Raw genomic sequence first — 12,217 nt, forward strand, 5'->3', positions numbered from 1 at the left:
CGCGCCATCGTCGCCTGCTTGCGCCCCGGACCGGAGCGCTGGCACGAGCATCAACGCGACCGCCGAAACAACGGCGCCTGCTGCGCCGAAGGCGAATGCCGCCCATGGCCCGAGCGTGGCCCACAGCACTCCGGCTACGCTCGAAGCAACCAACGTGGCGATACCGGTCACGCTGCCCAGCAGCCCCACCGACGTCGCCCGCGCTCCCTCGGGAACCAAAGAGATCGCGTACGCCTTGCCTACGCCGTCGGTCGCGGCGATGTAGAGGCCGTAGACCGCGAAGAGCGGCCACAGGAGCCACCGAGCCGAGACGGCCGCGAACCCCGCGTAGACCACGGCGAACGTGAGAAGCCCCCACGTCAGCACGCGGCGCCCTCCGACCCTATCGGCCAGACCGCCGAAGAGGGGGCTGGCCACCGAGTAGGCGAGGTTGTAGAGCGTGTAGAGCAATACGGTGAGCGTAGTGGAGTAGCCGAGGTCCTTCGCCCGCAGGATCAAGAAGACGTCGCTGGAGTTCGCCAGCGCAAACGGCGCCCAGGCGAGCAGGTAGGCGCGAAATGGCCGCGGGAGGTCGGAGAGTCGCGTGGACGTCCCCGAGGCTTCGGCTGCCGCATCTGCGCGGGCCGCGCGGCGCTTCTCCCTCACCGTCAGCACGAGCGCCGCGCCGATGAGCCCGGGTATCGCGGTGAGCGCGATGACGAGTCGCAGGTTGCCATCACTAGCAGCCACCAGCGCAAGCGCGATCAGCGGCCCAATGACGGCGCCCGCCGAGTCCATCGCGCGGTGCCAGCCGAACGCGCGACCACGCTCGGCAGCGGGCGTGTACTCGGCAAGGAGCGCGTCGCGGGGCGGCGTGCGCATACCCTTGCCGAGCCGGTCGGTGACGCGCGCAACGAGTACCAGCGGCCACGTCTGAGCGACCGCAATCAGTGGCTTGGCCAGTGCCGCCAGCGTGTATCCGCCCACCACGTACGGGCGACGGCGGCCCGTCCGATCGCTAATACGACCGAACACCGATCGCATGATCGATGCGGCCGCCTCGGCAAAGCCTTCGATCACGCCGATGACCTCGACCGGCGCGTGCAGCACACTGGCCAAGAAGATCGGAGTGATCGGGTAGAGCATCTCGCTCGAAACGTCGGCGAAGAACGAGACGAGCCCCAGACGGAGTACCTCCGGCGACAGCCCGGCGATGCGACGCCCACTGCCGCCCGGCCCGGGCGCGAGTGACGTACCCGGCTCGGTGGCCGCATCGCTTGCGGACGGGACAGGGGGCGGCGCAGGGACGCGCGCGGGGTTCTCGGCGGGAGGCTGGGTGCTCATGAATTGTCGATACCCGCTGCGCGAGTTGCGCTTGCTACACTGCGCGAATGGGACAGATCCTGATGCACGTCATCCAGCGCTACGGCGTGCTCGCCGTCTTTCTCCTCGTGATGCTGGAGGACTTCGGAATGCCGGCGCCCGGCGAGACGGCGCTCATCGCAGCCTCGGTGGCGGCAGCCGCAGGCAAGCTCAACATCTGGGCGGTCGTCATCGCGGCTGTCGCAGGGGCAATCGTAGGCGACAACATCGGATACGCGATCGGGCACTTTGGCGGACGGGCGCTGGTCACCCGCTTCGGCAGCCGAGTCGGACTGACCGAGGAGCGCTACGAGCACGCCGAGACAACGTTTTGCCGGTACGGCGACGGCATCGTGGTCGGCGCACGCTTCGTCGAGCTGCTTCGCCAGCTCAACGGGGTGATAGCCGGCACCATGGGCATGCACTGGGCCAAGTTCCTCGCATTCAATGCTCTTGGTGCCGTGCTGTGGGTGGGCGTCTGGAGTTCGGTTGGCTACTTCGCGGGCGAGAACCGCAAGGTGATCGAGGCGTGGTTCCTGCGCTTCAGTTGGCTGGCCCTGTTCGCGATACTCGTCGCGGGACTCGTCTGGTTCCTGGTGCGCCGCCGGCAAGCCATGGCCGACGCTGCCAAGAGCGCCACCGAGCAAAGCGGGTAAGAGCCTCACCGAGCACGTCAACCAGCGATTCCGCGGAGGCCGCACCCATGCCCCACTTCGACCTGATCATCGTCGGTACCGGCGTGGCCGGACGTACTGCGGCCGAGGAGGCCGCGCGCGCTGGTCTTTCGACCGCAATCGTGGACTGCCGCGCATTCGGCGGCACGTGCGCGCTGCGCGGTTGCGAGCCCAAGAAGATCCTCGCCGCCGCTGCCGAAGCAGCGCTGCGGGTGCGCGGGCAGCGCGGCCACGGCGTCGCAGGCGACGCGCGCCTCGACTGGCCCGAGCTCATCGCGTTCAAGCGACGCTTCACCGACGACCTCTCCGAGAGCTTCGAGGCGGGCATGCGAGCGGCTGGCCAGACGCCCGTGCACGGCGTTGCGCGATTCGTCGCTGCGGACACCCTCGAGGTGGGCAACGTAAGCTACTCGGCCGATGCGATCTTGCTTGGAACGGGCGCCAAGCCGATGCCGCTCGGCATCACCGGTGAGGAAGTGCTGATCGACTCCGAGGCGTTCATGGAGCTGGCGAAGCTCCCCGAGCGTGTCGTCTTTGTGGGCGGTGGCTTCATCTCCTTCGAGTTCGCGGGCATCGCGGCGGCAGCCGGCGCCAAGCCGGTCATCCTGCATCGCAGCGCACGTGCGCTGAAGGGCTTCGACCCCGACGTTGTGGGCGTGCTCATCGAGCAGTACGCCGAGTGGGGCATCGACGTGCGGCTCGACACGCCGGTCGCAGGCGTTCGACGCAGCGACGGGCGGGCGGGCGACCTGGGCGCGGCCTTCGCAGTCGAGCTGCCGGACGGCTCGGCGGTCGCCGCCGACCTCGTCGTCCACGGCGCCGGCCGAGTACCCGATCTCGATGGGCTCGACCTGCCGGCAGGTGGCGTCGACTTCACGCGCCGAGGCGTGGCGGTCGACGCGCAGATGCGCAGCACCACCAACCCGCGGGTCTGGGCCGCAGGCGACGCCGCGGCGAGCGGGCCGCCGCTCACGCCAGTGGGCATCTCGCAGGCGCGCGTCGCCATGGCCAACATCGTCGCACCTGGCTCGGCGAGATGGGAGCCGGCGGTGATTCCCTCGGCGGTCTTCAGCCAGCCGCCTCTGTGCGCGGTTGGGCTCTCAGAGCGCGAGGCCCAGGAGCGCGGTGTCGACATCGACGTAAAGCTGAGTGACACGTCGGGCTGGCTATCGTCGCAGCGCGTAGGCCTGAAGCACACCGCCGCCAAGACCATCGTCGAGCGCTCGACCGGGCGCATCCTAGGCGCACACGTCCTCGGCCACGGTGCCGAGGAGACTGCCAACCTCTTCGCGCTTGCCATCACCGCCGAGCAGACCGTCGACGATCTGAAGCGCGTGCTGTGGGCGTACCCAACGGCCTCCAGCGAGATCGTCTACTGGCTGTAGGCGGCGGCGCGATGCGCTGCGGCCGCTGGCCGTAGCCGCGGGCTACTGCCCTGAGGCGCCCGTGGCGCTCAACATCAGTACCGAGCCGCGCGGATCGGGCTGAAGGGTCAGCACCGCCGAAACCCGGCCTCCGGTTGTAAACGCGCCGGTGCGGCTCGGCCCGATGAGCGCAAGTGCGTTGGTGCCCACGAGCTTCTCGGCGCCCTTGGCTCCGTTGAGCCCCTTGGCCGAGACGATGCGGACCACGACCGTTTGATACGAGCCTTGAGCCGGTCCAAGACCGTAGGGCTCAACCGTGACCGAGAAGCGCGACCCAGGTTTGAGGTACTGCGTGTTGAATCCGCCGACTGTCGCCTTCGGGGGCGCAGGGAGCATCTTCAGGGCGGCACCCGCGGCGGCCGGCTGACTGGGCGCCGCCACATCGCTGCCGTGCGACACGGACGCGGAGGCCTCGGTCGTGCCCGGCGCGGTTGACGACGTTCCCGCGGGATTGGAGCGCGCCAGATCAGCCAGTGTTGCTGGGGAGAGCGTCGTCGAAGGCTGTCTCGTCATGAGCAGCTGGCCGCCAACGAGGGCAATCGCCACCACAACAACTACGGCCCCGCCGATCAACCACTTGTTGCGCATCGAGTACCTCCGGGTCGTTTCACTGGAAGCGTATCACCGGTGCGGTGGCCGCCTTCTTGCCCTGCTTGCGCGCGTTGGCCGCTGCCGCCTTGTCGCCGAGGCGGTCGTAGACCAAGGCAAGGTTGGTCCACGCCTGTACGTCGCGCGGATTGAGTGCGACAGCCTTCTCGTACGCGGTTCTCGCGGCAGGAACGTCGCCACCCGCGAGGTAGGCTCCGCCCACCGTCTCCCACTTGAAACCGTTCTGCGGGTCGAGCTGGGCCGCCTGTTGCGCCAGCTCGAGGCCCTGCCGAGCAAGGGCAGGTGCCTGCAGCCTGAACGACGCAACTATGTAGAGCTGAGCCTGTTGCTCGATGACCAGCTGATCGGAGGGAATCGCCTGTCGCACCGAGGCGAACTGGGCCTCGGCGTCGCGGAAGGCCGCCGGCTCGGAGGCGAGGTCCACTCGCTGGCTGGCGGCCCGGGCAAACGTCCAGCGCATCGCAGGCTCCCATGGAGCGAGCGCGATCGAGCGCTCGAACTCGCCACGCACGGTGGTCCAAGGCGCACGAGCTGCCGAGAGCCGCTCGGCGTGCAGCGAGACCGTATCGGCCCACACCAGGCCCGCCGCAGCGACCGTCACGACGCCGAATGCCACCGCAAGCACGCCCGAGGTCCAGCGCGCCATGGATTGAGTGCCAGCCGGGAGCGGCGCCGGTTCTAGCGCGAGGCGAGCGGAGCACAGGCCAAGCGCCCAACCGATCACGAGCCCGAACAGCGGCCAGGTATCGAGCGTAAGGAAGTGCGCTTGCAGCGCCACGGACGCACCCACGATGGAAGCGGCCAACGCGGCGGCGGTCACCGTGTCGTCGCCCTCGCCGCCCGCGAGATGCCACAGCGCCGCAATCGCGCCGCACAGCAGCCACAGTAGGAGTCCTACGGCCACGACGCCGTACTGCACGCCAATCGAGAGCAGCAGGTTGTGCGGGTCGTCGACGATCTGCGTTGCGCTCTCGCCGATGATGGTGGCGGGCGTGCGCACCGCAGGGAATGCGTACCGGAACGACGCCGGCCCAAATCCGAGCAGCGGACGCTGCGCCACGAGCCCCGCGGTCAGCCGCCACGTCTCGGCACGCCAGCCCAACGTCCCCTTGCTCGGGCTGCGCACGGCCTCGACGAGGCGGCTCCCTGCGTGCGGCACGAACAGTAGCGTCGCCGCCAGCGCGACCACCACCAAGACACCAGCAGCAGCCCACACCCGGCCCCGGAGCCGACCGGGCCACGTGCGCCCCTCGAGCACGAGCCATGCGACGAGCGCGCCACCGGCGCCGAGCCAAGCACCGCGCGAAAGCGTCAGTCCCAGCACGACGAGCCCCATGGCGAAGGCGGTCCAAGCCACCGCGGGCCACGCTCGTCCCCGCTCGGAGCGCGCCGCGGCGAGAACGAGTGGCACAGCAAGACACAGGAACACGCCGAGGTTGGAAGCGTTGCCCGTCGTCGATGCGGCTCGCGACAGGTCGACTCGGCCAGGCCCGGCGCCGAACACCTGCACGAGCGCGAAGCCAGAGACCACACCAACGGCCAGCGTGGCCGCCCGCTTCAGGCGCGTCCAGGCAGCGCGGTCGTCGGCCAGCACGGCGGCACCGCATCCAATCAGCGCAGCCGCCACAACAAGCAACAGCCCCTGGTACTCAGCGTAGTGGCCGAGGATCGAGCGCTGGGGATCGACCGACGTGACGGTCGCGAGCGCGCCCACCAGCAACAACGCCGGAACCGCGAAGCTCGCGCGCACGCGGCCCAAGCGCGCAGCAGCGCGCGCCGTGCGCCCCGACTCGAGCGCCATGCCGACGAGCGCCAGCGTCACCCCCAGCGCCACGACGAGCGCCTTGATCGGCCCGAACGGATTGAACGAGGTGGGTTGCATCGCCAGGCAAACGCCGAGCCCACCCAGCAGCACGCCAAGTTCGAGCACCACGCCACCTGCCGTGAGGGGCGCGGATGCGGGGCTCGCTTGGGCGGCTTTCTTCGGCGCCTTACTCGCGCTCATTGAATCCTGACTGACGGAGTGTGTGGGCCTAGAGATGCCAAGAGGGGTGGGGACGTCCCCCACCCCTCAGAGTTGGCGTCAGACGTGCGACCTGAGTCTACTTGACAGTGACGACGACGTACCCGGTGTAGCCGGTCGCTGCGTGCTAGGCGTCTTCCGGAGCCAGCGCGCGGAAGCGGTAGACACCGGCGCTGAGCTTGAACGAGGCGCTGTAGGTCGATGACGACCCGTTGGGGGCGTTGGTGGCCCACACGTTGCCGACAACGTTCCACACACTCCCGCTCTGACGCTCGTAGTAGATCTGAACGGTCTTCGCATTGGGGCTCGTGGCGGGCGATAGCGTGCCCGACACCGTGAACGCTTTGCCGGCCGAGGCAGTGGGGGCAGCAGTGGGGTCGCCGAGCGCCACCTGCGGTGCGACGAACACCGCGCTCGATGGCTGCGCCGCCGCGTTGGCAGCATCGCCGGCGAATGTGAAGCGGTAGTACGTCTTGACGGCCGGAGCCAGCGTCACGTGGTAGACGCCCGGTGCGACCCTCGTTGCCACGAGCGCCGTGTTGACGAAGGCGGTTCCATTCGCCGAGGACTGCACGACAACCGTAGCGGTGGGAAGGAAGGCAGCACCGTTGCGATCGCGCAGCGTGGCACTGGCTACGACGCTACCGCCGAACGGCACGATCGTCTGCGTCCCGCCGGTGACCAAGGCGGCCGCCGACCACGATGTGGGGCTCAGCTTCGCCGTCACCGACACTGCGGCGGAGTTTCCGCCTGTGACGTTGGGCGCATAGCTCGGCATGGTGAATCGGTACGAGACGGTGCCTGCGCCAGTGGGCACAACAGTCGCGCTGTACGCACCCGCGGCGCCCGCGGTCACGAATGCGCTGGTAGGCGTCCAGGCTCCGCCGTTGGTGCTCGACTGAAGCGTGACGTCCGAGCGACCTGTCAGCGGCGTGCCATCGACTGAGTTGGTGAGCGTTGTCGCAATCGAGACCGGGTCACCCACGTACGGATGATTGGCGGAGACGACTGGCGCCGAGAACTTCGCTTTGACGGGAGCCGGCACGGACAGCACAAACGGCGACAGGGTTTCGGTCTTGACCGTGACGGTGTGATGGACGACATCCACCGAGGTGGGTACAAGAACCGCCCAAGTGCCATCGGATGTGTTGAAGTGATCCACCGTGATCTGAGCAGCTTGAGAGTTCGACACTCCAGTGCCATACGGGAACGTCAGCGTCCACGTGCCGAAGTACGGGCCGCTGAACCCGAGATCGTACGCGCCGCCCGGAAGTTGACGCGTGCCGACCGGCAGTCCGCCCGGGTTGGGTACCACGGCCAGCGCGTGCGCCGAGAACACACCCTGGGTTCCCGCAGCGCCGAGGAGCGCGCCGGTGAGCTTGCCAGCCGCGACATGCGCGGTGCCACCCGCGCTCGCCGAGACAAGCTGAATCGTCCTGTTCTGACCGGCCGTGATGCGGAACTCCCGCACGTCACCCGAACCGTCGAGGCGACCGAAGTAGTCGCGCCAGCTGACGCGATAGCGACCAGGCGGAATCGCCGAGGAGTCGAAGGTACCGTTCTGGGTGAACGCATCCTCCGCGCGCACCCACGAGCCGCGGAACTGGTAGTCGAGCAGTACCTCGATGCCTCCCAGTGGATGATCCGCAGAATCGGCGACGAACTTGACCTCGCCCGAGCGCGGTATCGCCTGGTTGATTCGGCGCGTGGCCTGGTTGTACGTGACCGCAACCGGGTCGTAGCCCGAGACACTGCCATCTCCGCCGTAGCCGGACACGACCGTTGGATGATCGAAGAACGGATGGTTGTGATAGGCATACGAGAGGTCGCCGACCGGCGGTGCGCTCCAGATACCGGCGCGGTTGAAGACAACCCGGTAGCGCGGACCGGTGCGAAGAGCGCCAATCAAGTAACGCCCATCGGAGTCCGTGACTGCAACGCCGTGGTTGTATCCAGACGTCACGTTGGGGTAGCCCGAGGTCCCACCCGGGTAGCCAGACGTCCCACCTGGGTAGCCAGACGTACCGCCGGGGTAACCCGAGGTCCCACCGGGATAGCCCGATGTGCCGCCCGGATAGCCGGATGTGCCGCCCGAGTATCCGGACACCTCTACTGGCACGCCGCCGATTCCATGTCCGCGCCCATCAGTCACGCGACCGGAGATCCTGCCGCCCTCTTGGAGCGTAACCGGGTGCCAGACATCCTTGTCGTCGACGGTGATCTTGTGGGTCAGCGACACGTACTGCAGGAGGGGAATGCCGCTGGAATCCTGCTCGTTGGTGAAGACGTCGAGGTAGTAGACGTGCGGAGCCGGAAGGTCGGCCGTGGGCCCTTTGGCGAGGATCGCGAACCTTCCGTCCACGGTGTGCAAGTCGACGAACAGCCCGTCGACACTCCCGTAGTCGATGGACACGTCGGAGTCTAGGACGGGTTCGCCGGTCTGGTGATCGGTCACCCGGCCGGTGATGTAGTGCACGTCGGTGCGAGAGCTGGTGACGGGGCACGGTCCGAGCGCGACCTGCTGCCCAGGCAAGACCGTGAGGTTTGAAACGATCGTGCGCGAGTCAAAGATCTCATTCTCGTCCCACGACGTTATCGTATAGATCCCGGCCGGTCCGTCGATGACGAAAGAGCCGTCCGGCTGAGAGAAGCCGTTGTACGTCTGGCTGTCGCCCTCGCGAGTCGCGGTGAGAATCTGGAAGCAAATGGGGAAGCCTGTCTCCCCGTCCACCATAGTGCCCGTGATGCTCGCACCCTGCTCGAACACGCCCGTCGGTCCGGTTGAAACAGCCCGCTCCGCCACGTGCACGCCGACGGGATCGACCGGTGATACAAGAATCGACTCAGGCGTGCTCCACGCCCACTGGTCGAACATGACAGAGTAGTCGCCAGGCTTGACCTGTGAGATCTCGTACTTGCCGTCAGCCCCCGTCTCAGCCCAGTTGTCGATTGACCAGCCCCACGTCTCCTGATGCACCAAGAACGCGTGAGCGCCGGCAAGGGGAGCACCGTGTGTATCCTCGGCTCGGCCATCGACCTCTCCGGCGACCGGAATGGAGAAGTTCACGCCGGCATCTCCAGCCGTCACGTCGCCAGCGGCCTTGGGCACGGGCACGAGGAACGGCTCGGAGGCCAGATCGACCTTGACGGCGTAGTTCGCCGGCGCGAGATCCGGGATCTTGTATGCACCGTTGGCGTCCGTCGTGACGTAGTTCGACCACGCTGTCGACGTGCCCCCGTTGACCACGGACGACGTCCACGCCGAGACGACCACGCCATCAACGGGATGTCCGCCGGTGTCGGTCACGTGCCCGGAGATCGTCCGGGCCGGCGGGGCCGGCACGGCCAATGCGGTGGCGCCGCCGAAGGCAAGCAACGCAGCGAGCGCCGTGACGAGCACGAGCGCACCCAAGCGAATGCCAGGTCGGCCGAGTGATCTGACAGTCATGGTTCCCCCAAAAGGAGCCGAGGCCCTCCCCCGTCGGGCGGGCCGTGACGTGTTTCCAGAATCGGAGCGGCGCAGGGTCTATGTCAAGCAACAAAAGTGGGAGCGCGTGACCCTCAGCACGATGAAAGACTGCCCGCCGTGTGAACACTCGTGACAGCGGGCCGCTGTGACGTCGCATCACCCATGCCGTGCGCCGGCATCGCAAAGGCGTGCTTCACGCCCGCTGCCTAACCCCCCTCGCGCCTGACTCTACTCCCCCGCGATGGCTGCGAGGAACGCGTCACCGTAGCGCTCGAGTTTGGCCTCGCCCACGCCGTGACAGCCGAGTAACTCTTCCCGCGTAGAAGGACGTCGCGCGGCCATCTCGGCAAGTGAGCGGTCGGCGAAGACTGTGTAGGCCGGCTTGCCCTGCTCGGCGGCGATGGTGCGCCGCAGCTCCCGCAAGCGCTCGAACAGCTCCTCGTCGATGGGCAGGCCATCGGCGTCCACGCCGCTGCCGAACACGCCGCGCCGGCGCTTGGGGCGCTTGCCACCCGGTTCCGGCTCCTGCGCTGCGGGCTTGGCGCGCGGCTTGGCAAGTCGCAGCACGATTTCGCCGCGCAGCAGCTCGGCGGCGCGCGGCTCGAGCTTGAGCGCCGAGTACGCTGCGATGTCCTGCCGCAGGTAGCCGAGGTGAATGAGCTGCCGGATGACGCTCGTCCACTCGTCGCGCGAAAGCTCCTTGCCGATGCCGTACACGCTGAGTTGGTCGTGATCCCACTGCGAGATCTTCTCGGACGTGTTGCCGCGCAGCACGTCGATGACGTGTCCGATCCCGAATCGCTCGCCCGTCCGGTAGACGGCCGAGAGCGCCTTTTGCGCGTCGATAGTCGCGTCGAAGAGTTTGGGCGGGTCGAGGCAGACATCGCAGTTGCCGCAGTCTTGGTCGAGTCGCTCGCCGAAGTAGCCGAGCAGTACACGACGCCGACACGTGGTGGCCTCGGCGAACGCGGTCATCGCTTGGAGCTTGTGTAGCTCGACGCGAATCTGCTCCGGATTGCTGCCGCGCTCGATAAGCATGCGGCCGGTTACCACGTCTTGGAGGCCGTAGAGGCAGAGCGCCTCGGCGGGGGCGCCGTCTCGGCCTGCTCGGCCGGTCTCCTGGTAGTAGCCCTCGATGTTCTTAGGCATGTCGTAGTGCACGACGTAACGAACGTCGGGCTTGTCGATGCCCATGCCGAACGCGACGGTCGCAACCACCACATGCACGTCGTCTCGCAGGAAGCCGTCTTGCACGCGCGAGCGCTCGGCAGCGGATAGGCCCGCGTGGTACGCGGCCGCTTTCACGCCCGCCTTGCGCAGACGCGCCGCGACCTCGTCGACACGCTTGCGCGAGAGACAGTACACGATTCCCGAGTCGCCCGGCCGCTCGGCGACGAAGTGCTCCAGCTGCTTGGGCGCACTCACTTTGTCGGCGACGGTGTAGCGGATGTTGGGCCGGTCGAAGCCGGCCGAGAACACTGGCGCACGCAGGAGATGCAGCCGCTCGCGGACGTCCTCCCGCGTCTGGTCGTCGGCGGTGGCGGTCAGCGCGATCAGCGGGATGCCCGGGAAGAGTTCGGGGAGACGGCCCAGCTGCACGTACTCCGGGCGAAAGTCGTGACCCCACTGCGACACACAGTGCGCCTCGTCGATCGCGAACAGCGAGATCGGCATCGTGCGAAGCATCTCCAGGAAGCCGTCGAGCATCAGGCGCTCTGGCGCGACGTAGAGCAAGTCGATCGCTCCGGCTCGCAGGTCGCGCAGCACGGCGCCCGACTCCTCGGGCGCGAGCGAGGAGTTCAGGCACGCCGCCGATACCCCGTTGGCGCGCAAGGCGTCGACCTGGTCCTTCATCAGCGAGATGAGCGGAGAAACCACAATCGCGGTGCCCGGACGGTGCATCGCCGGAATTTGGAAGCAGAGCGACTTGCCGCCGCCAGTGGGCATCAGCACGAACGCGTCGCCACCGTCGATGATGTGCTCCACGATCTCGCGCTGGTGCGGCCGGAACTCACGGTAGCCGAATACTTCGGCAAGCGTGGCGTCAATCGTGGTGGCGCGAAGCGGCATGCGAGCCTCATCATCTCGGCGAGTGTGGCTCCGCAGCGTAGCGCGCGGGTCTGACACACAGCAAACTGGAAGCTTGCCGCGGGCGGAGGCGAGAGCAGCTAACCGCTCGGCAGGTCGCCCGCCGCCGAGTACAACCACCCCGACACTTGTCGCGCGTATGCGCCAAATGGGTCGAGCTCGCTCGGCCCACTATCGAGCGCAAGTGGCGGCAGACTCGACTGCACCTGCGAGGTGCTGACCGTGAAGTCGACCGACTGTGTGGCCTCGGTGTTGCCGACAGCGTCGACTGACCAGTACTCGAGCGTATGGGTTCCGACGTCAGACGTCGTCACCACTGTCCCGCTCGCTACATCGCCGCCATCTAGGCGGTAGTTGGTGCGTGCGACGCCGACGCCGCCGGTGTTGTCCTGCGCGGTGAGTGTGATCGTGGCCGTGTCGACGTAGGCCGAGCTGGCGTCACTGCTGGTCACAGGCGCCGTCACGTCGACCAAGAACTCGACGATGGTGGGCGTCTCGACGTTGCTCGCGTTATCAATCGACCAGAACTGCACCGTGTGGGTGCCGTCACCAGTCGCGACCAGGACCGTACCGGTCGTCAGCACGCCGC

8 protein-coding genes are annotated in these 12,217 nt (G+C 67.6%); 2 read left to right on the forward strand and 6 right to left on the reverse strand.

Annotation, left to right across the window (positions count from 1 at the left end; genetic code table 11):
- On the reverse strand, positions 1-1,323 hold a 1,323-nt coding region (locus P4L93_07670), incomplete at its 3' end, for an MFS transporter (protein MDR3686814.1).
- Positions 1,324-1,370: 47 nt separating this feature from the next.
- On the opposite strand from P4L93_07670, the gene P4L93_07675 reads away from it, so the two are divergent.
- Both P4L93_07675 and P4L93_07680 read left to right on the forward strand, forming a co-directional pair.
- Positions 1,371-1,997, forward strand: a complete 627-nt coding sequence (locus P4L93_07675; protein ID MDR3686815.1) for a DedA family protein — start codon at positions 1,371-1,373, stop codon at positions 1,995-1,997.
- Between the two features lie 47 nt (positions 1,998-2,044).
- Positions 2,045-3,400: an NAD(P)/FAD-dependent oxidoreductase gene (locus tag P4L93_07680; GenBank protein ID MDR3686816.1), complete on the forward strand. Its 1,356-nt coding sequence runs from the start codon at positions 2,045-2,047 to the stop codon at positions 3,398-3,400.
- A 42-nt stretch (positions 3,401-3,442) separates the two neighbouring features.
- Here P4L93_07680 and P4L93_07685 read toward each other — a convergent pair whose 3' ends face one another.
- From P4L93_07685 to P4L93_07705, 5 genes are all read right to left on the reverse strand, one after another.
- A complete protein-coding gene (locus P4L93_07685) occupies positions 3,443-4,027 on the reverse strand; it encodes a hypothetical protein (protein ID MDR3686817.1) in 585 nt (194 codons plus the stop codon).
- Positions 4,028-4,046: 19 nt separating this feature from the next.
- The gene (locus P4L93_07690) at positions 4,047-6,053 is read right to left on the reverse strand and encodes an O-antigen ligase family protein (protein MDR3686818.1); all 2,007 of its coding nucleotides are present in this window, start codon (positions 6,051-6,053) and stop codon (positions 4,047-4,049) included.
- 145 nt (positions 6,054-6,198) lie between these two features.
- Complete coding sequence (locus tag P4L93_07695; GenBank protein MDR3686819.1) at positions 6,199-9,519, reverse strand: carboxypeptidase regulatory-like domain-containing protein; 3,321 nt, start codon at positions 9,517-9,519, stop codon at positions 6,199-6,201.
- A gap of 249 nt (positions 9,520-9,768) precedes the next feature.
- On the reverse strand, positions 9,769-11,610 hold the full coding sequence (recQ, locus tag P4L93_07700) for a DNA helicase RecQ (protein MDR3686820.1): 1,842 nt from the start codon (positions 11,608-11,610) through the stop codon (positions 9,769-9,771).
- A 98-nt stretch (positions 11,611-11,708) separates the two neighbouring features.
- A partial coding sequence (locus P4L93_07705; GenBank protein ID MDR3686821.1) for a hypothetical protein occupies positions 11,709-12,217 on the reverse strand: 509 nt, incomplete at its 5' end.

It is taken from the genome of Coriobacteriia bacterium, assembly GCA_031292615.1.
GTDB lineage: Bacteria > Actinomycetota > Coriobacteriia > Anaerosomatales > JAAXUF01 > JARLGT01.

Bases quoted from the DNA above. Each gene is read 5' to 3' on its own strand.
- P4L93_07675 (MDR3686815.1), top strand. From the start codon at position 1,371: ATGGGACAGATCCTGATGCACGTCATCCAGCGCTACGGCGTGCTCGCC.
- P4L93_07680 (MDR3686816.1), top strand. From the start codon at position 2,045: ATGCCCCACTTCGACCTGATCATCGTCGGTACCGGCGTGGCCGGACGT.
- P4L93_07685 (MDR3686817.1), bottom strand. From the start codon at position 4,027: ATGCGCAACAAGTGGTTGATCGGCGGGGCCGTAGTTGTTGTGGTGGCG.
- P4L93_07690 (MDR3686818.1), bottom strand. From the start codon at position 6,053: ATGAGCGCGAGTAAGGCGCCGAAGAAAGCCGCCCAAGCGAGCCCCGCA.
- P4L93_07695 (MDR3686819.1), bottom strand. From the start codon at position 9,519: ATGACTGTCAGATCACTCGGCCGACCTGGCATTCGCTTGGGTGCGCTC.
- recQ (MDR3686820.1), bottom strand. From the start codon at position 11,610: ATGCCGCTTCGCGCCACCACGATTGACGCCACGCTTGCCGAAGTATTC.